Here is a 22,027-nt window from a genome sequence, read left to right on the forward strand (position 1 = left end):
CCGCAATCCAAATAGGCTCATCCGCATGGAAAGTTGACGCGGGCAACCAAACAACGCCCCTTGAGCGGGGCGTTATCGGCAATCCATGGCGGTGAGGGTATCAGGCGGGGGCGTTAAGCTGGGCCACCTGGCGCTCTATGCTGGCTTTCAGGTTGTCATCGAGCTTGAGAGCACGGGCCAGCTCATCGAGATAGCCGCGCTCCATGAAGTGATCCACCTCGACGGCGAGCAGGGAGGCGAGATAGACCTCGGTGGCCTGCTCCATGTCGGTCACTTCCCGCGCCAGCGCGTGGGGATCCAGGGGCGGGCCAGCTCGGCGTCAATCCAGCGGGCGGCATCGCTCTGGCCCTGTTCGGTCAGGTACTCCTGAATTTTCTGGCGCTCGGCGCCGTCGATATGGCCATCGGCCCGGGCCGCCGCCACCATGGCGCGCACCAGAGGGCGCGCGGGCATCCAGCGCATTGCCTTCCAGAGTGCTGACGGGATGGGTCGGCTGGGCCGGTGCCGCCTGCTGGGCCTGCCAATCCTGATAGAGCTTGTAGGCCAGCCCGCCAAGGGCCGCCGCGCCGCCCACGGCAGCGGCCTTGCCGCCATATTTGCGCATTTCTTGTTGCCCAGCAGCAGACCCAGCGCGCCACCGGCCAGCGCCCCCTGCATCTGCCCCTTGCGCTTGTCACCGCCTTCGTTGAGCCAGCCTTTGCCAGCCCCCAGCAACTGTTCCAGCATCTGTTTCATGGCATGAGCTCACTCCTGCAAGGTGAATATGTTTGCCATGTGCATTGATAGAGCCAGATCAGGATGCGCACCACCACCTCGCCCCTGTGCTGAATCGGGGATGAACCCTTGACCGGGCAGGCCGAGGGGGCAAAGCTCAGGGAAACCCTTCAGGCAATAAGGATGTAACTGTGCCAAATCATGAGCTGACCCTGCAATTTCTCGCCGAACCCGCCGACGTCAACTTCGGTGGCAAGGTCCATGGCGGCATGGTGATGAAGTGGATCGATCAGGCCGGCTACGCCTGCGCCGCCGGCTGGTGTGGCGGCTATGCCGTCACCGTTTATGTGGGGGGCATTCGCTTTTTACGTCCCATCCAGATAGGCCAGCTGGTCGAGGTCCATGCCAAGGTGATCCACACAGGTACCACCAGCATGCACCTGGCGGTGGATGTCTATAGCCGCCACCCCACCGACCCGGCTCGCCACAAGACCACCCACTGCATCATCATCTTCGTGGCCATGGACGAGCACGGCAAGCCGAGCCCGGTGCCCCAGTGGCAGCCGGTGAGCGAGCAGGATCTGAGCTTGCAGCACTACGCCAAGAAGCTGATGGCCCTGCGCGAAGAGCTCGACAAAGAGATGCGCCAGCACCTCTGACCTTGGTGATTCCCCTGCCCGACATACAGCGGGCGCTTTCGGCCAACGGCGGCGCCCCTGTATAATCCCCCCTCTTCCCGCAACCGGAACCCTGCCCATGTCACTGGAAACTGCCCCGCCCGAGGTAAAACTCGCGGTGGATCTCATCGAACTGCTGGAGACCAACCAGCTGGCCCCCGAGCTGGTGCTGGCGGCGCTGGCCATCGTGAAACAGGATTACGAGCGCAAGCGAGCGCAAGCTGGCGGAGGTCCAGACCTGTATGCGGTCTTTCGCCATCTGGGCCATGTCGATGCCCTGCCCCAGACCTGGCAGGCCGCCCTCGACTGGCTGGCTCGGTCCAGCTGGGAATCCGCCCACAAGCCGGATTTCGAGCGCTATGGCGACGCCTTTTAGCGGCAGCCTCGCGGTGGTGCCGAGGCAAGCCCTGGCCTGAGGCCTCGGGCCTGGCTTGTACCTACCTGGGCCCCATCACCTCGTCACAGAGCGCGATCAGGGCCTCGCACAGCCGGCTGAGGGGCTCACTGTCTCCTGCTCCCAGGTGCAAGGCCAGCTCCACCGAGCGCACCGCCGGCCAGTCCACCAGCGCCACCTGATCGGGCTGCAGCAATCGGGCGGGCAGCAGGCTCACTCCTATGCCCGCGCTCACCGCCCCCTGCAGGCTGGCGAGGCTGGCACTCACGTAGGCGATGCGCCAGAGGATCCCCCTGGCATCCAGGGCCTCGGTGATCTGGCGCCGATAGAGGCCTTCGCTCGGAAACACCACCAGGGGAACAGGCTCCCGCTCGCAGGCTGGCCAGTCGCGGCTGTCGACCCAGGCCAGCGGCTCGCGCCAGCGGGCGATGGGCTCCCCCTGCCCCTTCCCCTGCTTTATCAGCGCCAGATCCAGCTCCCCCCCTTCGAAGGCCTGCCACAGGACGTGGCTAAGATCGCTTTGCACCTCCAGCCTCACCTCGGGTATAGTCGCGGGCAAAGGCGGCCAGCACAGCCGTCATGGCACCTGCGGCGAAATCCTCCGGCACTCCGAGGCGCAGCGGGGTGCTCCCCTCGCTCACCTGCTCCTCGGCCTGGGCCAGCAGCGCCAGAATGCGGCGGGCCAGCCCCAGCAATTTTTCCCCCTCAGCCGTCGCCACCACCTGACGGCCAGCGCGATCGAGCAGCGGGCAGCCGAGCTGCTGTTCAAGGCGGCGGATCTGCTGGCTGATGGTGGATTGGGTCAGATGGACCCGTTCACCGGCGCGGGTGAAACCTGCCGGTGTCGATAATGGCGACAAAACTGCGCAGTAACAGGGGATCCAGCATGGGGCGCTCCATTTACAAAACCACTGAAAGTCATTCTATCATTTAATTTCCAAATGACTTTAGACCCCGCTAGGCTGACGTTTTTGCCTCCTTTGACGGTGATCTGCCATGTTCAGCCCCGATGATTCCGCGTCCCAAATGCTCCCTGTTTCTCCCAGAACCCGGGAGGGGCAAACTGCACCCAATGAAGCAACAAAATGCGGATCAACCAGCAGGCCAGACCGCCCTGCTGGTGCTGGTGATCCTGCCAAGACCGGCCGCCGCCCTCTACGGGCCTTAAACCTGCGCCCCTTTCTTACCGCCATCGGCCCGCTGGCTGGCGGGGAGATGGACGCAGCCCTGGCGCTGGGGATGGACACCCTGGCCTGGGTCACCCTGCTGCCGCTGCTGCTGATCGGGGTCGGCGTGCTGCTCACCCCCAGCCCTGCTCGGCACGCCAGTGCCGCGCCAACTGCTGGGGCGGCCCTGCTGCTGCTGACGGCTGGGCAGCGCCCTGCGCCTCAGGCTGTCCAGCGGCACCCTGCTCATCGCCAGCGCCGCCCTGTGCGGGCTGGGGTCGGCCCTGGTGCAGGGGACACTGCCCGGCCTCATCAAGGGGACCTTTGCGGGCAAGGTGCCCCTGGTGATGGGGATCTTCTCGGCCTGCATGATGGGGGGCGGGGCGCTCGGCGCCGTGCTCACCCCGAGGGTCGCCCTGCACCTCGACTGGTCCCGGGCGCTGGCCCTCTGGAGCCTGCCGGTGCTGCTGGCCCTCGTCTGGCTAGGGTGGCGGGTGCGCCTGCCACGGGCCGCCGCGGTCGCACTCCCCTCCTTCAGGGGAGCCGCGGCTGATCGCGCTGCCCCGCGCCTGGCTGCTGATCGCCTGCTTTGGCATCATCAACAGCGGCTACGGCATAGTCGTGGCCTGGCTGGCCCCCGCCTACCTGGCGCTGGGCTGGAGCCCCCAGCAGGGGGGCGAGCTGGTGGCCTGGCTGGCCCTGGCCCAGACCGCCAGCGGCCTGGGTCTGCCGCTGCTGGCGGCACGCAAGGAGGACAGGCGCCCCTGGATGGGGCTGGCCATAGTGATGCAGGTGGCGGGCTTTGGCGGCCTCTGGCTCGCCCCCCAGGCCGCCCCCATCCTCTGGTGCCTGCTGTGCGGCGCCGGCCTTGGCGGCAGCTTCTCCCTCATCATGGTGATTGCGCTGGATCACCTGCCAGACCCCAGACGCGCCGGTAGCCTGAGCGCCCTGATGCAGGGATTTGGCTTCATGCTGGCGGCCACAGGCCCCTGGGTGGCGGCCCGCCTCCATCACCATTTCGGCGACTTTGCGGCCGCCTGGCAGTGGCAGCTGGGAGGCTTGCTGCTGATGAGCCTGCTGGTAGTGCGCCTCGACCCGCGCCACTACCCCCGCGTTATGCGGTTGCCGTCCGCCATCTTGCCAAGCAAGACCCCATGCCGCCCCGCCCAACCTGCCACTAAACAAGGCTGCGGCCCAAAGCAACACACCGGCCTGAGGCCGGTGTGTTGGGGAGAACCGTGTTGTGGGGATAACAAGGTGAGGCTGAAGCCACTCAGGGTCGCAACTCAGCGCCCCTTCTTCTGCCGTCCTGTGTTAGCGGTACGCGGCTTGCCAGCGGCCGGTTTGCCACCCTTGTTGGGGGCACCTTTACCTGCAGCCGCTTTGCCGGCACCGCCTTTGTTGGCAGCCCCTTTACTCGCGCCGACCTTGCCTACCGGCTCTTCTTCTCGAAGGCATCCGGGCCCGGCACATTGGGGCGCCCGCCAATCTCGTGATCGTCGTCCCGGCGCGGCTTCTTGCCCTGGGCCGGTTTGGCGGTTTGCGCCGCCGGGGTCTTGGGTTTCTCCCCCTTGGCCGGTTTTGCCTCGGAGGAGGAGTCTTCAATGAGCTTGAACAGCTCGATCAGCTCGTCGTCGGTGAGATCGCGCCACTCCCCCACCGGCAGCCCCTTGAGGCTGACGTTCATGATGCGGATGCGCTCGAGCTTGGTCACCTCGAAGCCGAAGTGCTCGCACATGCGGCGGATCTGGCGGTTCAGCCCCTGCACCAGGGTGATGCGGAACACGAAGGGGGCCTCTCTCTTCACCTTGCACTTCTTGGTGACGGCGCCGAGGATGGGCACCCCGGCCCCCATGCCCCGGATAAACTCATCGGTCACCGGCTTGTCGACGGTCACCAGGTACTCTTTCTCGTGATCGTTGCCCGCCCGCAGTATCTTGTTCACCAGATCCCCGTGGTTGGTGAGGAAGATGAGCCCCTGGGAATCCTTGTCGAGGCGCCCTATGGGGAAGATGCGGGTGCTGTGGTTGACGAAGTCGACTATGTTGTCCTTCTCTCCCGCCTCTGTGGTGGAGACTATGCCCACCGGCTTGTTCAGCACGATGAAGACCAGGCTGTCGGCTTCGCGCGCCTCTATCACCTGACCGTTGACCTTGACCAGATCCCCGGCAAACACCTGATCGCCGATCCCGGCCCGCTTGCCGTTGATGTAGACATGGCCCTGCTCGATGAAGCGGTCGGCCTCGCGACGGGAGCAGATGCCGCTCTCGCTGATGTATTTGTTCAGGCGCATGGATTCATCGGCCAGCATGGGTCACCTGCCAGATCGTGGAGTTCAGAAGAAGTGTCGGCTGAGTCAGCCGGGTCATGGTCGGGTTAGTCTGCATACGGTTCCATCTACAAAAAGAATCTACAAAAGCACCTGCAAAAAGTCTCTTCAAAAGGGCAAGACTGCCCTTTCATCAATAAACCCATCAAAAAAACGCCGCTACAGTAGCATATTGCGCCATCCCTTGCCCCGCCCCGTGCGCCGGATCCTGCAATCCGCCCCGAAGAGAACCGCCGCCCGGCGGATGCCGCCTCGCAGGTCAGCTTCCCCTTGCCCTTTCGCCCCTTCATCTTGCCCATGCTCCCCCCCTCCTCTCCCCTGCCCAGCCTCGCCTGAAGCGACAGGCCCAGGGCCGCAGAGAGCGCCGAAGGATACCCATAGAGAGGGATGAACTAAAACTTGCTATTTATTGACCAAAAATGCATAAAAAGATTTTCGTCAGCGCGAATTATCACCCTAGTGTCGGCTATTTAGCGGCGTCATCGCCATCATTGTCGGCAATTTCCGCCACGAAACAAATTTTTATCCGTATTCACTTTCAACGTCGAATATAAAGCGGGGTGCGGCGCCGACCCTTCTCTGGCAAGAGGCCAATTTCCCTTTATTACAGGAGTTACAGATGAGTCATTCCCTCTCTCAGGAGGCATTCCTGGCCCAGGTGGCCAGCCGCAACCCCCACCAACCGGAGTTCATCCAGGCCGTGAGCGAGGTGGTCGCCTCCATCTGGCCCTATGTGGAACGTCACCCCCGCTACCTGCAACACGGCCTGCTGGAGCGGCTGGTGGAGCCCGAGCGCCTCATCCAGTTTCGGGTGAGCTGGGTGGATGACCAGGGCCAGGTGCGGGTGAACCGCGGCTACCGCATCCAGCACAACAGCGCCATAGGTCCCTTCAAGGGGGGCATGCGCTTCCACCCCTCGGTGGATCTCTCGGTGCTCAAGTTCCTCGCCTTCGAGCAGACCTTCAAGAACGCCCTCACCACCTTGCCCATGGGGGGCGGCAAGGGGGGCAGCGATTTTGATCCCAAGGGCAAGAGCGAGGGGGAAGTGATGCGCTTCTGCCAGGCGCTGATGCTGGAGCTCTATCGCCACCTGGGTGCCAACACCGACGTGCCGGCCGGTGACATCGGGGTGGGCGGGCGCGAGGTGAGCTACATGGCGGGCATGATGAAGAAGCTCACCAACAGCGCCGAGTGCGTCTTCACCGGCAAGGGGCTCTCCTTTGGCGGCAGCCTGATCCGCCCGGAAGCCACAGGTTACGGCCTGCTCTACTTCGTAGAGGCCATGCTGGCCCACCGTGGCCAGTCCCTCGATGGCTTGCGGGTCTCGGTGTCGGGCTCGGGCAACGTCGCCCAATACGCCATCGAGAAGGCGATGGCGCTGGGCGCCTGTGTCATCAGCGCCTCCGACTCCGGCGGCACCGTCTACGATCCGGACGGGTTCACTCCAGAGAAGCTGGCCCGCTTGATGGAACTTAAAAACGAGCAGCGCAAGCGGGTGGCGGATTACGCCCATGAGCTGGGGCTGGAGTTCTTCACCGGTCGCACTCCCTGGCACCTGCAAGCCGACGTCGCCCTGCCCTGCGCCACCCAGAACGAGCTGGGGGAAGAGGACGCCAGGCTGCTGGTGAAGCAGGGGGTGCAGCTGGTGGCCGAGGGGGCCAACATGCCCTCCAGCGCCGCCGCCATCAAGGTATTCCACGAGGCGCGGGTGCTGTTTGCCCCGGGCAAGGCGGCCAACGCCGGTGGGGTCGCCACCTCGGGCCTGGAGATGAGCCAGAATGCCCAACGCCTCTCCTGGACCCGGGAAGAGGTGGATGCCCGCCTCAAGGGGATCATGACCAGCATCCACGCCACCTGTGTACGCTACGGCCAGGTGGATCAGGGCCAGGATGACGACCATGTGAACTACGAAAGCGGCGCCAATATCGCCGGCTTCGTCAAGGTGGCCGACGCCATGCTGGCGCAAGGGGTCTGCTAGTCACGCCATTCCCCGTGACATCCCCCAAAGCAACAGGGCAGCCCATGGCTGCCCTGTTGTCTTATCTGCATAGCTGTTGCTTTAATCTGGGCGATCGCAGGTAGTGTGCCCGGCGTCACTTCACGCTCGCTTCACCCAGCCATGACACCCTCACCCCTCTTCCAGACGCGAACGAGGAGAACGAGATGACAACGACCATAGGCGCCCTGCTGATCCTGGCCGGGCTCGGCTGCTTTGTGGCCTTCAACCTGCTTGGCACCACAGTGGATGCACAGGGATTCTTGCACGAGCCCTTTGCCCTGCTGCCCCTGGGCTATCTGCTGCTCTTCACCGGCATGGTGCTCAGCTTGCTCCCGCTACTGCGCAGGGCCCTCGCCAAAGGGGAAGAAAACCGGCCCTGATGCGTCAGGGGACTCAGCGATAGCGGCTTATCTCGACGAGGTTCTGATCCGGATCCAGGCAATAGACAGATTCGATGGGGCCGCAGGCGCCGCTCTTCGTCACGGGCCCCTCCACTATCTCGACCCCCTGGCTCTCGAGCTGGGCCATCACCTGATCCAGGGGCCAGCGAGTGATGAGGCAGAGATCCCCCGATCCCACCTGAGCCCGGTTGCGCGGCTCCTCCCCCAGCAGTTGCAGATTGATCTTCTGGTTGCCAAAGCGCAGGGCCTGGCGCCCGGCCCCGAAGGTGATGGGCTCCATCTTGAAGGCGCGGCTGTAAAAGGCCACCGCCCGCTCTATGTCGCTGACCGTCAATACCAGATGGTCGATATGGCTTATCATGCTTACTCCCTGTGATGGTGATCGCCCCCCATCATAGCCAGCCCCCTTGGCAAAGACTGTGCCTTGGCGCACATCCATTATCCCTAAGCATTTCTTTTATCAGGGGAATATGCCTTATCGCACGGCGGAACAGGCCTTGTCGCGCTGGGCAAGCAGGGCTTCGTCCTCGCTCTCCATGGCCGCCAGAATGGCCTGATTGCAGGCCCGCTCCGCGAGCTTCGCCGGGCTCTGCTTGGCATCGGCGATCTCAGCAATCATGGGGCGATAGCCGATGGCGACCGAGCAGTACATGGTGCGGTACTTAGGGAGCTGCCAGCCACTGTCATCCTGGCGCGATAACTCATCGCACAGCTTGCCAAACAGCGCCCTTGCCTTGACCGTACACTGACTAAAGCGCCGCACATCCTGCTCATAGGGACGGCAGACGCTGTTCTGTTTGATCTGCCAGAGCTGATAAGAGAAGGGGACTTGCTCCCCCTCATACTGCACCACCAGCGCCTTGACCTCGGTGCCATAGATATCCGTCACCTGCTGCTGCACCAAATTGAGATAAGTCGAAAAAAGGTAAGAAACCGGATCCATCACCACCTCCCTGTGGTTGGCTTTGGTGGAACTCAATCAACACCCACACCCCATTATTGGGCTCCGATGACCCCCATCAGGCGGTGTAAAAACCAGCCTACTGATTTATCTACATAAATCCATTGATAAGACACATGTTTTTCGACTTTTCGGCTGAAGAATGGTGTCGATTGGATTAAGATGCGCACCATCAAATGCAACTCGGATGAAACCATCCTTATGCCTGAAGCAGCATAGGAGGGGGGTATCGGACGCTAGGAGTCGGCTTTGCGCAAGACATGGACGGAAGAAGAGTTAAGGGCAACGGTGGCCGCCTATCTGGATATGCACAGCAAGGCGTTGGATGGCATCCCCTTTGTCAAAAAGCACTATTACACTGAGCTGGCGACACGCTTCGCACGGTCCGAGAAATCATTTGAATATCGGATGCAAAATATCTCTTACGTCTGCGTCTTGATGGGCAGGGCTTGGGTCTCTGGATTAAAACCCGCCAAACATGTTGGCCCACAGCATGCGCCTATCATAGAGCGCCTGATCTGCGAGCTTGATGGCCAACCTTATACCGGGCAGGCCGAGTTCGAGCATCAGGTCATCCAATATAAGACAAAGCCCGTGCTCCCTCTTCCTCTTGGGACGCAGGAGCCAGCCCAGCGCTATGCCAGCACTATGAGTTATGTGAGGGATCCGCAGGTCAAAGCCTGGGTACTAGTGACCGCAGCCGCTAAATGTGAGTGTTGTGATGAGCAAGCTCCCTTTATCACGGCGACCGGGGAACCCTTTCTCGAGGTTCATCACCTGCGCACCTTGGCAGAAGGTGGCTCGGATACCGTCGGCAACACTGTCGCCCTCTGTCCCAACTGCCACCGCGAGCTGCACTATGGTGCCAACAAAGAGGCGCACCGAGACGCACTTTACCAAAAGCTCCCAAGACTCATCAGAGAGTAAAGGTACCTGACAGCTTACTCCCCAAGGTATACGGGGCTGTGGCAGTGATCCCCTCCTGTCTATACCCCTCATTTTCAAGCGGGAAAATTTGGAACCCACCCTGGGACAAGGGGCGGGAGGGCATTGCCATCAAGGGGTAAATTCAGTGTTTTTACTCTGATCCTGGGCCCATTTTGGTGCGTATAGCTGGCCGGTATGGGGCACCTCTGGTGTACAATCTGCCACCCGATTTCCCAGCCCGGCCATGGCTCAGGCCGTTATCCATCCCAGAGTGAATCAAGTGACCGCGACCCACCCCATGCTCGACAGTTATTACAGCCAGGATCTGGTGTTTTTCTCCATCCTGGTGGCGGTGCTCGCCTCTTACACGGCGCTGAATATGACGAGCCGGGTAAGCCAGAGCCGGGGACGGGCCGCCGCCCTCTGGCTCGCGGGGGGCGCCTTCGCCATGGGGCTTGGCATCTGGTCCATGCACTTCATCGGCATGCTCGCCTTCAACCTGCCCATAGCGCTGGGCTACGATCTGACCCTGACCGGCCTCTCCCTGGTGGCGGCCATCGGCTCCTCGGCCTTCGCGCTCTGGCTGGTGAGCCGCCCCGAGCTACCCTGGCGCCAGATCGCGGGGGGCGCCCTGCTGATGGGGGCCGGCATCGCCGCCATGCACTACATCGGCATGGCGGCCATGAAGATAGAGCCTGGTATTCACTACCACAGCGGGCTCTTCGTCCTCTCCATCCTGATTGCCATGCTCGCCTCCGGCGCCGCGCTCTGGATTGCGTTTCGCCTGCGAAACAGCACACCGCGCGCCTTCTTTCGCAAGGCCCTCGCCTCCCTGGTCATGGGGGCCGCCATCATCGGCATGCACTACACCGGCATGGCGGCGGCCCAGTTCCCGGAAGGCAGCCTGTGCGGCGCCCTCTACACAGGACTCAATACCCAGTGGCTCGCGACCGTCATCATCATAGTGACCCTGGCGGTGTTCGCCATCGCCCTGGTCCTCTCCCTGCTGGATGCCCACGCCGCCCGCCTCTCGACCTCCTTGCACCTGGCCCACGACGAGTTGCTCAAGCTGGCGCTCCATGACAGCCTGACCCGGCTGCCGAACCGGCTGCTGTTTGCCGACCGACTGGAGCAGCGCATCCAGGAGTGCCAGCACAATCAGCGCAGCTTCTCCCTGCTGTTTCTCGATCTCGACGGCTTCAAGATCATCAACGATGCCCACGGTCACCACACCGGGGATCTGCTGCTGGCCGAGGTGGCGACAAGGATCACCGGGCTGCTCGGCGCCAGCGACACCGCCTCGCGCTTTGGCGGCGACGAGTTCGTGCTGGCCCTGGCGCCGGGGGACATCACCCAGACCACGGCCTTCGCCGAGCGGCTGCTGGCCACCCTGGCCCAGCCCTATCCCTGGGAGCATCACAGCCTGCACATCACCGCCAGCATCGGCATCGCCGTCTACCCCCAGGATGGCACCAGCCTGCACGAGCTGACCCTCAACGCCGATGCCGCCATGTACTACGCCAAGCAGCGGGGGCGCAACGACTACTACTACTTCGACAGCGCCATGAATGCCAACGCCCACCAGCAGTTCTTGCTGCAAAAGGAGCTGCGCCATGCCCTGGAGCGGGGGGAGCTGGCCCTGCACTATCAGCCCAAGTACGGCGCCCACAGCGGCGAGGTGGTCGGCGCCGAGGCGCTGCTGCGCTGGCAGCACCCGCACCATGGCGCCATCTCCCCGGCGAGCTTCCTGCCCCTGGCGGAGAAGACCCGGCTCATCATCCCCATCGGCAACTGGGTACTGGATGAGGCCTGCCGTCAGATGAGCCGCTGGCGGGAGGCGGGTCATCACGACTGGAGCGTGGCGGTGAACCTCTCCACCATACAGCTGGCCAGCCCCGGCTTGCTGGAGGTGGTGGAGGCCGCCCTCGCCCGCCACCGGCTCGAGGCCCGCCACCTCACCCTGGAGATCACCGAATCCACCGCCATGGAGAACGCCGAGGAGAGCCTGGCCATCCTCAATCGCCTGGCAAAGCTTGGGCTTGGTATCTCCATCGATGACTTCGGCACTGGCTACTCCAGCCTGCTCTACCTCAAGCGCTTCCCCGCCAACGAGCTCAAGATAGACAAGGGCTTCGTCGCCACCCTGGCGCACGAGGGTGACGATGCCACCATCATCGGCGCCATCATAGCCCTGGGCCAGGCCCTGGGGATGCGCATAGTGGCCGAAGGGGTGGAGACCCCGGAGCAGCGCACCCTGCTGACTCAGCTCGGCTGCGACACCCTGCAGGGCTATCTGCTGGGGCGCCCCATACCGGGGGAGCAGCTGCTGGCCCACTGCGGCGAACGGCACCCGGACGGCGTGCTCGCCGAGCCAGCCTGATCCTGCCTCGCAGAGGCAGAACCGCCCGGGCACAGGGCAACGCCTTGCCGCGCTCGGCCTGCTCCCCTGCCTCGTACGCTTTCCAATTGCGCCTCTCGCTGAGTCGGGATAAGCCGCCCCAACAAAGAGTCGAATATTGCTTTCCGTCCCCTGCACAGGCGGCAAACAGGGAGGCCGTTCGACGAGTGGCAATCACATCAAGGCAACGCCGTGCAGGCGCGGAGCACAGATGGCCAGATACCCGTTTTTCAGCATTCCAGCATCCAACCGGCAGCAGTACACCTTTATCGACATGGCCTCCCCCAGCTTTCTGACCGAGAAAGCGGCGCCGCTGGCGCAGGGATTCGAGGTGCAGGAGGGTTTTATCTATGCCGCCAGCCCGCAGGAGGTGGTGGAGAAGCACAGATCAGACTTTCTCTATGTGGCAGACGAGGTGGGCAAGTCAGACAGCCGCTATACCGCAGCGAGTGCCCTGATGGAGATGGGAAAGCGGTTGTTGGGTCGAAAGCCGGGTTGATAACGGTAAAAATATGACCAACGGGCACTCAGGAGAAGGGGTTCCTTAATCCAAGAGCGAGGGTTCGCTGAATCCGTCATTCACTTTAGTCGCCCCGAGAAAGCACTCTGATATCGGATGAAAAACATCTTTTATATCGACTATCTGACAAGGCTTACTTGGATTTCAACCTAAAAACTGGCTAAAAATGTGGGTCCACATAACCCCTTTCAAAAATATCAGCACTCTATGAACGATAACCTATATCCCATCTAACAGCAGTCAACACCATGGCGTTTTTGATACGGTTTATATCAGCGCTATTCCTGTTTATCTCCCCCATACAAGAACTATTCAGGGCGCACGCCCAGAAAAAACAAGAAACACAATTTAACTGCACTAGCAAAAAAAACACAACAAAGACAAAACAAAACAAAACAAAACAAAACAAAACAAAACAAAACAAAACAAAACAAAACAAAACAAAACAAAAACACAACAAAAAAGAAAAAGTGGTGATATAAATATCATTCGCCGCACAAGAGTCGGAAATACCCGCCCCTCCACCTGTTCAGTCAACAAATAGATGAACATAGGTCTCAAATGCGCTATAAAAGGCATCTGTGACAATTTTTGACCGATAGTGCTATGGATGACATAATTAACAAAAAAATAAATTACGGAGCTAGTGAACGACGTTCCGATGATGAGATAGATCTCTATGAATTGTTCACACTACTGTGGAAAAAAAAGTTCCGTATCCTGCTCTCCACCCTTATCTTTGGTAGCATAGGCATCTTGTATGCCATGGTCGCACCGGAGCAGTGGACCGCTAGTGCCACCATTTATCAGCCCAAACAACGGGATACGCTGACGCTCGATCGGCTAAGAACAGTCCTCAACATACAAGGACTGGGGGGGACGAAGAATAACAAGTCTATTTACAACGATTTTTTACTGGAATTCAAATCTTACAACAACATCAGCAATTATCTGCAGACCACAGACCAGTTCAAAGAGCATGTGGCCAATAATAATCTTGGTGAACTGGAGCAGCAGCGTCTGCTGAGAACTTGGTCAGAGTGGATGGAGATCGCTCCCGAAGACAAGAAGGGTGAACAGCCTGGCATCCGTCTCTCTTTCTCCTTCTTTAAGAAGGAAGATGCTCTATCCATGCTGACGGGCTATATCGATTATATTGTCCAGTTGCAGAGTCAGGAACTGCTCGAAATATTGGAGAACAATCGAAATAGTCAGGTCAGCACGCTCAATTTGAAGATAAGGCTGAAGACCGAGGATGCACAGCGCAAGCTGACGAGAGAGATTGAAGGCATCGAATACAGCATGAGCATTGCCAAAGCAGCCGGGGTGAACAAACCATTGGAGAACTTCAACTATGGCGATCGCTTCCCGATCACCCTGGGTGAAGATGCATTGGCAAGAAAGTTGAGCATCCTCAAGTCCCTGAAGATCGAGGAGTACATGCCTGAGATAATGGAGTTGAACGTACAACTCGCTCGCTTGAAGGGCATCAACCTTGGCGAGCTGCAACTCAGCCCATTCTCCTATCTGGACACGCCGAGTCAGCCACTGAGTCGGGACAAACCCAAGCGCCCACTCATCGTCGTCCTGGCGACCATACTGGGAGGCATACTGGGGGTTGCACTGGTACTGCTTCAACATGCGATGTTGCAAGGCAGGAATAAAGCTGAAGCCGATCATGATTTCCGCCATCCACGGTTGGTCAACGCTGGCTGAGGTTATCCATAGCCGAGCAGACCCCTCCTGCGTTTCTGCCCCCTGTTCAGATGACAACAAAAACGGCGCCCGAAGGCGCCGTTTTTCATTCCCGTCTTTTTACCGACGGGGCGAACCAGCCTGTGGCTTATTCGTCTTCCAGGTAGGCGTAGCCTTGCAGACCCAGCTCCAGCTCGTCGAGCAGGGCCTTGCGGGTCGCGTCGTCCAGCGCCGGGTGGGAGACGATCCGCTGGTAGTTCTCGCGGATAACTGACGGGTCGATGTTGACGTAACGCAGCAGCTGGTCGACGGTGTCGCCGCGCACCACGTTGCGAATGTCCATCTTGCCTTCCTCGTCCAGCCACACTTCCGCGCAGTGGGTATCACCGAACAGGTTGTGCAGATCCCCCAGGATCTCCTGGTAGGCACCCACCAGGAAGAAGCCGACGTGGCACTCTTCGTTCTCGCCGTACTCCGGCATCGGCAGTGTGCTCTCGACACCCAGACCGTCGACGTAGTGCTCTACCTGACCGTCGGAGTCACAGGTGATGTCCATCAGGATGCCGCGGCGGGTGAGCGGGCGCTCGAGGCCGGTGAGCGGCATCACGGGGAACACCTGACCTATGCCCCAGGCATCCGGCAGGGACTGGAACAGGGAGAAGTTCGCGAAGCACTTGTCTGCCAGCTTCTCGGAGAGCTCGTCGGCCAGGGCGCGGTGGTTGCGGTTGACCGGGTTGAGCAGCTCCTTGAGCGCCAGGCAGGTGTTCTGGTGCAGCATCTCGGCCCAGGCGCGCTGCTCCAGGTTCAAGAGACCCATGGTGAACTGGGCGTTCACATCCCCAAGGTCGGCCACGGAGTCGTGGAAGATCTCCAGCAGGGAGGGATCTTCACTGCGCAGGTCCAGCCAGCCTTTCCACATGTTCTGCAAGATGGTCGGGGCGTCTTCATCCGGCGCGTGGATGTCGTTCACCTCCACCCCTTCGGCACCAATCAGGTTGGTGACCAGCACGGCGTGGTGGGCGGTCAGGGCACGGCCGGACTCGCTGATGATGGTCGGGTGCGGCAGGTCGAACTCGCGGCACACATCGCCTATGCCCCACACCACGTTGTTGGCGTACTCGGACAGGCTGTAGTTGGCGGAGCAGTGGCTCTGGGAGCGGGTGCCCTCATAGTCCACACCCAGGCCGCCGCCCACATCGACCACGTCGATGGGCACGCCGAGGCGACGCAGTTCGGCATAGAAGCGGCCGCACTCACGGATGCCGCCCTGGATGTCGCGGATGTTGGCTATCTGGGAGCCCAGGTGGAAGTGCAGCAGTTGCAGGCAATCGAGCTTGCCGAGGCTGCGCAGACGCTCCACCAGCGCCAGGATCTGGGAGGCGGAGAGGCCGAACTTGGACATGGAGCCACCGCTCGATTCCCACATGCCGGAGCCGGTGGAGGCGAGCTTGGCACGCACCCCTATGTTGGGCTTGATGTTGAGGCGAACTGACTCGTCCAGCACCATTTCCAGCTCGGAGGGTTTCTCCACCACTATGTAGACCTTGTGGCCCATCAGGTTGCCCAAGAGGGCGTGGCGGATGTATTCGCGGTCCTTGTAACCGTTGCAGACGATCACGGAGCCTTGCTCATGATGATGGGACAGCACGGCCAGCAGCTCCGGTTTGGAGCCGGCCTCCAGCCCAAGCCGCGGCTTGTCGCTGTAGGACTGACTGATGGTCTCGATGACGCGACGCTGCTGGTTTACCTTGATCGGGTAAACGCACAGGTAGTCCCCTTCATAGCCTGACTTCTCGATGGCCTGACCGAAGGCGTTGAACAACGCATCGACCCGGCTCTTGAGGATGTCGGGGAAACGCAGCAATACCGGGGTAGTCAGTCCGGACTGGCGCAGCTGTTCGATGGCCTCGGACAGCACTATATGCGCCCCGGGACGAGACTTGTCGGGGGAGACGGTCACATGACCGGCGTCATTGATATTGAAAAAACCCGCACCCCAGTAGGGAACGTTGTAGACCTTCAAGGAGTCCTTGCTGGACCAGTTAGTCATGGGCTATGCCTCGCAAATGAGCGGCCAGAAGGCCGCCTTCGTTACCCTCAATCACATCCAGACCATCGATTGCAACATGCGGCGAGCAAAGGCTGCCTGCGGGCACCCGGTGCGTCACGGCCAGCGGGGGAGGCGTTGTCGCCTGACCCTGGGCCTTGTCACAGCCAGATCCTCTATTGCACATCGCGGCAAGCCAAGGCTGCCTGGTGGATCTTGGGAAGTAACGAGTCTTGATGTGGGGCTGGTGGCTTTACATCAAGCTCAACGGTATGCGGTGCCACTCTAATGGGGCGCCGCGGTACTTTGATGACAACCGGCATCAGCCACGCCGTTCGTTCATCATTCGGCAGCCATCCCGACAGAAGGAGAGAGGTTCAAGGAAGAGAAGGGTAGACGTCAGCACGCACGCGTGTTGATAAACGACAACCACCACAGCCCGCTCAACGCCAGTGACCGCCCATGACAAGGGAAGATGATGAGCCGTTGGCCCACTCGGTCAGTAGGTGATGAGAGTCTGTTGTTCTCCCTGATACCGGAGCCTAACCGGTATTAAAGAAACCATTCCCCAGCAGTGTCTGTCGTTTCTGCGTGCCTCGCCCTATAGGCGTCTGATCCTGTCGGTGTCTGGCGGCCTCTGCCTGCTCAGGGTTACCCTCGGATCGGCGCGGAGTGTACACACTTACCGGCGCCACTGACAATAAAAAATCGTGTTAAAAAACGGGTTTTGATCGAAGGGTCAAATCTTGCTGCCAGCAAGGCTGGCTCTGGGATGGCGAGGGATGAGCCCGCTCGGGATTGGCCCTGAAAATAACAGGGGAACCGGCCATTTTCCCCCACCCCTTGCCAGTGCTGGGCCGGGGGGAAATTCAGCCCTTTCGCATATGCATGACCAGTTTTAAATTCGGAATTTTTATTCAAAACACCTTCAGGTTTGGCCCCCTCCCCCAGCGTCCCCTCGGGATCCCTGCCCAAGAAATTCATCAAAAAATGCGCTGACGCAATAATCAGGCTGGCCGTCTTGTCCACAATGGTGCCTCTTTTGTGGTTTGAGGCCTGCCAATGGATACCCTGCTTGAGCGTTTTCTGCGTTACCTGACTTTTCATACCCGCTCCGATGCGACCAATCCTGCCTGCCCCAGCAGCGAGGGCCAGCTCGTCTTCGCCCGCGCCCTCTTCGAGGAGATGATCCAGCTGGGGCTGACCCAGGTCACCCTGGACGAGCACGGCTATCTCACCGCCTGCCTGCCGGGCAACCAGCCACAGGCACCGGCCATCGGGCTCATCGCCCACATGGACACCGCCGATTACGAGGCCGCGCAGGTGGTGCCCCAGATAGTCGAGAATTATCAGGGAGGCGACATCTGCCTCGGCAAGGGGGACGAGGTGCTGGCCATTCGCCAGTACCGCTGCCTGAAAAACTACCTGGGACAGGATCTCATCACCACGGACGGCACCACCTTGCTTGGGGCCGACGACAAGGCGGGCATCGCCGAGATCCTCACCGCCGCCCAGTATCTGCAGGCCAACCCCGACATCCCCCGCGGGGATCTCTGGATAGGCTTCACTCCGGACGAGGAGATAGGCCGCGGCGCCGATCTGTTCCCCTTGGACAGATTCCCGGCCAAATGGGCCTATACCGTCGATGGCGGTGAACTGGGCGAGCTGGAGTATGAAAACTTCAACGCCGCCAGCGCCACTGTGCGCATCACAGGCAACAACGTGCACCCCGGCACCGCCAAGGGCAGCATGATCAACAGCCAGACCCTGGCCGCCCGCTTCCACGCCGAGATGCCCCCCGAGCAGACCCCGGAGTGCACGGCAGGGTATGAGGGCTTCTTCCACCTGGCCCGGATGGAGGGCACTGTGGAGCAGAGCACACTGCACTACCTCATTCGCGACTTCGACGATGACCACTTCGCCGCCCGCAAGGCCCAGCTCAAGGGCCGGGTCGCCGCCCTGCAGGCCGAGTATCCGAAGGCCCGCATCGAGCTGACCCTGACCGACAACTACCGCAACATGCGCAGCCAGATAGCGCCGCACATGCACATAGTCGAGCTGGCCAGGGCCGCCATGGAGGCCGCAGACGTGGTCCCCAAGATCAAGCCCATTCGCGGCGGCACCGACGGCGCCCGCCTCTCCTTTATGGGGCTGCCCTGCCCCAACCTCTTCACCGGAGGCCACAACTTCCACGGCAAGCACGAGTTCATCCCGCTGCAATCCATGGAGAAGGCGGTCGCCACCCTGGTGGAGCTGGTGCGCCTCACCGCAGCCTGGCGCGGTTAATCGGCGCTGTCATTACCATGACCACCAAGGGGGAGCCGGTTTACCACCTTGCTATGCCATCACCCATCAGGAAAGGGAAACCAGGGGAGGGTCGCTCAGGAGCTACTGGTTGCCGCTGCCATCAAACTGTCATCCCGCTGACATGTCGCGGGAACAGTGCCACATCATGCTGGGAGCAACGATCGCCGGAGCCCTCCAGATGTTCACTATCGATACCCTGCTGACCCAGCACTTCCCCCGCCTGCTTGGCTACCCCCTGCTCACCCCGCTGTTAAAGCGGGGCTGGGCTGGCTGCTCAACGAGCAGGCCTTTGCCGACTTTGCCACCCGCTACCCGCACCTGCGCGGCCTCGACTTTGTCGAGCAGGCGCTGACCCAGCTCGATTTCGACTATCGGGTCAGCGAGGCGCAACTCGAGAACATCCCCGCCAGCGGCCGGGTCATTCTTGTTGCCAACCACCCCATCGGCTCGCTGGATGGACTGGCGCTGCTGCAACTGCTCGGCCGCATCCGCCCCGATGTGAAGATCGTCGCCAACCAGCTGCTGGCCCAGCTCGCGCCGCTGCGCCCTTTGCTGCTGCCGGTGGACAACCTGGAGGGCAAGACAGACAGACGCGCCATCCTGGCCATGGGGGAGCACCTGGCCCAAGAAGGCGCCCTCATCATCTTCCCCGCCGGCGAAGTGTCGCGCCTCGGCCCCAGGGGGGTGAAGGACGGTCCCTGGCAGGGGGGCTTTATCAAGCTGGCCCAGCGCACCCGCACCCCGCTGGTGCCCATTCATCTGGACGGGCGCAACGGCCTCCCCTTCTATCTCGCCTCCTGGCTCCACAAGCCCGCCTCCGCCCTGCTGCTGGTGCGCCAGCTGTTTCGCCAGCAGGGGCAGACGCATCTCCGGTCACCATAGGAGCGCGCATTCCACCGGCCCCAGTTTTCAGGAGCTGCCCGCCAAGACGCGGCCGGCTGGTGCGCCGCCACCTCTACCGGATTGGCCGTGGCAAGGCGGGCCGGCTGGCAGACCGAAGCCCCCATCGCCCTGCCGGAGGAGCGCCGCCAGCTCAAACAGGCCATCGAATGCTGCGAGCAGCTCGGCACCACCCCGGATGGCCAGCGCATCCTGCTCTATCGTCGCCACGAGCAGGGCCACTCTGTGATACTGCGCGAGCTGGGGCGGCTGCGGGAGATCGCCTTTCGCGCCGTGGGAGAAGGCTCGGGCAGGCGGCGGGATCTCGACGCCTTCGACGATGACTACCACCACCTCATCCTCTGGGATCCGGCCCGCCTCGACATCATAGGAGCCTACCGCTTCGCCCCCGTGGCCGAGCTGCTGGCGCGCAAAGGCCTGAGCGGCCTCTACAGCCAAACCCTGTTCGGGTTTGAAGAGAGACTGCTGCCCCGGCTGGAGCAGGCCATCGAGCTTGGCCGCAGCTTCATCCAACCCGCCTACTGGGGCAAGCGGGGGCTCGACTACCTCTGGTTCGGCATAGGGGCCTACCTGGCCCGCTACCCCCAGTATCGGTATCTGTTCGGGCCCGTGACCCTCTCCGGCAGCCTGCCACCGGCGGCCAAGGATCTGCTGGTGGGCTTCTACCGCCAGCACTTCGCCCCCGAGCTTGCCCTTGCCCCCTCGCGCCGCCCCTACCCCGAGACGGCGCCCCTGTTCGAGGGGACCGATTACGGCGCCGATCTCAAGGCGCTCAAGGCCCGCCTCGACCACCTGGGCTGCGCTATCCCCACCCTCTACAAGCAGTATTCCGAGCTGTGCGAACCGGGGGGCGTGCAGTTCATGGACTTTGGCATAGACCCCGACTTCAACCACTGCATCGACGGCCTGGTGTGGGTGGACGTGAGCCGCATCAAGCCCCACAAGCGGGCCCGCTACATAGGTTCTCCCGCGAGCGGGACCGACGCCCCGTCGCCAGCAGCCTCTTAGCCGCCTGGACAAAAAAAGAGAGGGAGGCCTGCGCCTCCCTCTCGTTCAACCCCTTGTCCCCGGCCTACTCGGTGGCAGGCTTGCGATCGGCGTGACCGAGATCGCGCTCCGGGGCTATGAGGTCACGCACCCGCTGCTTGATCTCTTTCGCCTCGGGGAAGCCCTCGTCGGCCACCCTGTCCCACACCTGTATCCCGTTCACCAAGATCTTGAATTCCCCCTTGCTGGCGGGCACCAGCGCCACCTCGCCGAGATCGCTGTCGAAGGTGGAGAGCAGCTCCTGGGCCAGCCAGGCGGCGCGCAGCATCCAGCGGCAGAGGGTGCAGTAGCGGATCTCGATGCGCGGCTTGCTGACCGGGGTCTGTCGTTCTGTCATGCGATGACTCCATGAAAATCGGTTAACCAGTGGCGGGCTATGGTCTGCATGGTGGCCTGGGGCAGCTCGAGCAGGCCGGGTGCCGGCCGCTGCCCGGCCAACTGGTGCACCCCTTCGATGATCTCCGCCAGCACCAGATAGACGTACTCGCCGATGACGGCGCCGTGGACGAAGTTCACCGCCTCACCGCGATTGAGCAGGAAGATGGTGCTGCCATCCGGGCGCGTGAGCGCCAGCACATGGGGGCACACCTCCTCGCTCGGCCAGGGCAGCTGGGAGAGGCAGAAGGCGAACTCGTCGTCCGCCGAGGTGACAGAGGCCACCATGGCGCCGGGGCGCAGCGCCTGCAAGTCGGCGATGTCCAGGGCCCCGTTGCCGGTGCAGCAGATCACCAGCTCGGCGCGGCCGAGGGCTTCGGCCTTGTTCACCAGCTTGAAGCCGTGGGAGAGCGCCTCCACCTGGCGCAGGGCATCCGTCTCCACCAGCTCCAGGTGCAGGTTGCGGCAGCGCAGCTCGCGGGCGATGCTGCGCCCCACCTTGCCATAGCCAAACAGGGCGGCCTGGCAGACGTTGAAGGTACGCCTCAGGGTGCGCGCCAGGGACTCGGCGGAGTAGACCACGCTCAGGCCGATCTGGATGTCTTCCGCCTGCTTGAGGGGGCTGCGCGCCACCGAGATGACGGGGGCGGCCAGCAGCTCCTGTTCGTAGCGCTGATGGCCGTTCTCTGTCATCTCCACCACCCCGAGAAAGCGCTCGCCGAAGTGTTCAGAGAGCACCGCCTGGGTCTTGGCGAAGTAGCCGCCTATGTCCAGGATGATGAGCCGCTCATGCTCCCGCACCAGGGGGGCAATCTGGGCAATGACGCCCTCGGGATCCGAGGTCCAGTGGCGATTGAGGGGCAGCACGGGGTAGTGCTGCTGAGCCCAGGCCAGGGTCGGCCCGTGCACGGACTTGGGTTTGGGCAGTATGGCGCCGACCCGCCCCACCCGGTCGAGCACCTGGATGAAATGGGGTCGGTCCGGGAGCAGGTGGGTCACCAGCAGAATGCAGAGATCCCCGAGGCGTCCCTGCTCGGTGAAATGGCGAAAAAACAGATGCTCAGATCCCTGACTGCGCAACTGTGGCCTCCTTAGCGTGCCGCGAGAAAGCAGGCAAACAGAACCCGGCATAGCCGGGTTCTGTGTGTGTCCAGATAATTGAAAATCCTT

The 22,027-nt window shown here is 61.9% G+C and carries 16 protein-coding genes and 6 pseudogenes; 13 read left to right on the forward strand and 9 right to left on the reverse strand.

Features of this window, described 5'->3' with window-relative positions; translation table 11 throughout:
* Positions 1 to 100: 100 nt before the first annotated feature.
* Positions 101 to 735 (reverse strand): annotated as a pseudogene (locus tag ACF2JD_RS22570) (tellurite resistance TerB family protein).
* Between the two features lie 170 nt (positions 736 to 905).
* Here ACF2JD_RS22570 and ACF2JD_RS02055 point away from each other — a divergent pair.
* The 3 genes and pseudogenes from ACF2JD_RS02055 to ACF2JD_RS02065 all read left to right on the forward strand — a co-directional run bounded on the left by ACF2JD_RS02055 (position 906) and on the right by ACF2JD_RS02065 (position 1,767).
* The gene (locus ACF2JD_RS02055) at positions 906 to 1,373 is read left to right on the forward strand and encodes a hotdog domain-containing protein (RefSeq protein WP_440986657.1); all 468 of its coding nucleotides are present in this window, start codon (positions 906 to 908) and stop codon (positions 1,371 to 1,373) included.
* 97 nt (positions 1,374 to 1,470) lie between these two features.
* A pseudogene (gene rsmS / locus ACF2JD_RS02060) lies at positions 1,471 to 1,602 on the forward strand (pleiotropic regulatory protein RsmS); the annotation flags it as partial.
* On the forward strand, positions 1,579 to 1,767 hold the full coding sequence (locus ACF2JD_RS02065) for a GyrI-like domain-containing protein (RefSeq protein WP_440986874.1): 189 nt from the start codon (positions 1,579 to 1,581) through the stop codon (positions 1,765 to 1,767). The pseudogene rsmS and the gene ACF2JD_RS02065, both read left to right, overlap by 24 nt.
* A gap of 61 nt (positions 1,768 to 1,828) precedes the next feature.
* Here the strand turns inward: ACF2JD_RS02065 and ACF2JD_RS02070 are convergent.
* Positions 1,829 to 2,673: pseudogene (locus tag ACF2JD_RS02070) on the reverse strand (LysR family transcriptional regulator).
* 267 nt (positions 2,674 to 2,940) lie between these two features.
* On the opposite strand from ACF2JD_RS02070, the pseudogene ACF2JD_RS02075 reads away from it, so the two are divergent.
* A pseudogene (locus ACF2JD_RS02075) lies at positions 2,941 to 4,106 on the forward strand (MFS transporter); the annotation flags it as partial.
* Between the two features lie 131 nt (positions 4,107 to 4,237).
* Here the strand turns inward: ACF2JD_RS02075 and rluF are convergent.
* Positions 4,238 to 5,262: pseudogene (rluF, locus tag ACF2JD_RS02080) on the reverse strand (23S rRNA pseudouridine(2604) synthase RluF).
* 637 nt (positions 5,263 to 5,899) lie between these two features.
* On the opposite strand from rluF, the gene gdhA reads away from it, so the two are divergent.
* On the forward strand, positions 5,900 to 7,258 hold the full coding sequence (gene gdhA, locus ACF2JD_RS02085; protein WP_440986658.1) for an NADP-specific glutamate dehydrogenase: 1,359 nt from the start codon (positions 5,900 to 5,902) through the stop codon (positions 7,256 to 7,258).
* Positions 7,259 to 7,443: 185 nt separating this feature from the next.
* A complete protein-coding gene (locus ACF2JD_RS02090) occupies positions 7,444 to 7,659 on the forward strand; it encodes a DUF3955 domain-containing protein (protein WP_139746071.1) in 216 nt (71 codons plus the stop codon).
* A 13-nt stretch (positions 7,660 to 7,672) separates the two neighbouring features.
* Here ACF2JD_RS02090 and ACF2JD_RS02095 read toward each other — a convergent pair whose 3' ends face one another.
* On the reverse strand, positions 7,673 to 8,041 hold the full coding sequence (locus tag ACF2JD_RS02095; protein WP_440986659.1) for a VOC family protein: 369 nt from the start codon (positions 8,039 to 8,041) through the stop codon (positions 7,673 to 7,675).
* A 114-nt stretch (positions 8,042 to 8,155) separates the two neighbouring features.
* Entirely contained in the window at positions 8,156 to 8,623 is a 468-nt protein-coding gene (locus ACF2JD_RS02100; RefSeq protein ID WP_440986875.1) for a hypothetical protein, read from the reverse strand.
* 267 nt (positions 8,624 to 8,890) lie between these two features.
* On the opposite strand from ACF2JD_RS02100, the gene ACF2JD_RS02105 reads away from it, so the two are divergent.
* From ACF2JD_RS02105 to ACF2JD_RS02125, 5 genes are all read left to right on the forward strand, one after another.
* Positions 8,891 to 9,568, forward strand: coding sequence for an HNH endonuclease (locus ACF2JD_RS02105; protein ID WP_440986660.1), 678 nt, complete (start codon positions 8,891 to 8,893; stop codon positions 9,566 to 9,568).
* A 271-nt stretch (positions 9,569 to 9,839) separates the two neighbouring features.
* Positions 9,840 to 11,948, forward strand: coding sequence for an EAL domain-containing protein (locus ACF2JD_RS02110; RefSeq protein WP_440986661.1), 2,109 nt, complete (start codon positions 9,840 to 9,842; stop codon positions 11,946 to 11,948).
* A gap of 229 nt (positions 11,949 to 12,177) precedes the next feature.
* On the forward strand, positions 12,178 to 12,465 hold the full coding sequence (locus tag ACF2JD_RS02115; RefSeq protein WP_440986662.1) for a hypothetical protein: 288 nt from the start codon (positions 12,178 to 12,180) through the stop codon (positions 12,463 to 12,465).
* A 269-nt stretch (positions 12,466 to 12,734) separates the two neighbouring features.
* Positions 12,735 to 12,968, forward strand: coding sequence for a hypothetical protein (locus ACF2JD_RS02120; RefSeq protein WP_440986663.1), 234 nt, complete (start codon positions 12,735 to 12,737; stop codon positions 12,966 to 12,968).
* A gap of 124 nt (positions 12,969 to 13,092) precedes the next feature.
* Positions 13,093 to 14,202 (forward strand): LPS O-antigen chain length determinant protein WzzB, encoded by a 1,110-nt coding sequence (locus tag ACF2JD_RS02125; RefSeq protein WP_440986664.1) that lies wholly within the window; start codon positions 13,093 to 13,095, stop codon positions 14,200 to 14,202.
* A gap of 127 nt (positions 14,203 to 14,329) precedes the next feature.
* Here the strand turns inward: ACF2JD_RS02125 and speA are convergent, their stop codons facing one another.
* Together speA and ACF2JD_RS02135 are read right to left on the reverse strand one after the other, a co-directional pair.
* On the reverse strand, positions 14,330 to 16,231 hold the full coding sequence (gene speA, locus ACF2JD_RS02130; RefSeq protein WP_111912556.1) for a biosynthetic arginine decarboxylase: 1,902 nt from the start codon (positions 16,229 to 16,231) through the stop codon (positions 14,330 to 14,332).
* 648 nt (positions 16,232 to 16,879) lie between these two features.
* Positions 16,880 to 17,335 (reverse strand): hypothetical protein, encoded by a 456-nt coding sequence (locus tag ACF2JD_RS02135; protein WP_440986665.1) that lies wholly within the window; start codon positions 17,333 to 17,335, stop codon positions 16,880 to 16,882.
* Here ACF2JD_RS02135 and pepT point away from each other — a divergent pair.
* Together pepT and ACF2JD_RS02145 are read left to right on the forward strand one after the other, a co-directional pair.
* A complete protein-coding gene (pepT, locus tag ACF2JD_RS02140) occupies positions 17,291 to 18,514 on the forward strand; it encodes a peptidase T (protein ID WP_440986666.1) in 1,224 nt (407 codons plus the stop codon). The two genes, ACF2JD_RS02135 and pepT, sit on opposite strands and share 45 nt — an antisense overlap.
* Positions 18,515 to 18,713: 199 nt before the next feature.
* Positions 18,714 to 20,443 (forward strand): annotated as a pseudogene (locus ACF2JD_RS02145) (lysophospholipid acyltransferase family protein).
* A 64-nt stretch (positions 20,444 to 20,507) separates the two neighbouring features.
* Here ACF2JD_RS02145 and ACF2JD_RS02150 read toward each other — a convergent pair.
* On the reverse strand, positions 20,508 to 20,819 hold the full coding sequence (locus ACF2JD_RS02150; RefSeq protein ID WP_163158005.1) for a SelT/SelW/SelH family protein: 312 nt from the start codon (positions 20,817 to 20,819) through the stop codon (positions 20,508 to 20,510).
* Positions 20,816 to 21,937, reverse strand: a complete 1,122-nt coding sequence (locus ACF2JD_RS02155) for an adenosylhomocysteinase (RefSeq protein ID WP_163138133.1) — start codon at positions 21,935 to 21,937, stop codon at positions 20,816 to 20,818. The genes ACF2JD_RS02150 and ACF2JD_RS02155 overlap by 4 nt, the downstream gene beginning before the upstream one ends.
* Positions 21,938 to 22,027: the final 90 nt, after the last annotated feature.

Source organism: Aeromonas ichthyocola, from assembly GCF_046087985.1.
GTDB lineage: Bacteria > Pseudomonadota > Gammaproteobacteria > Enterobacterales > Aeromonadaceae > Aeromonas > Aeromonas rivipollensis.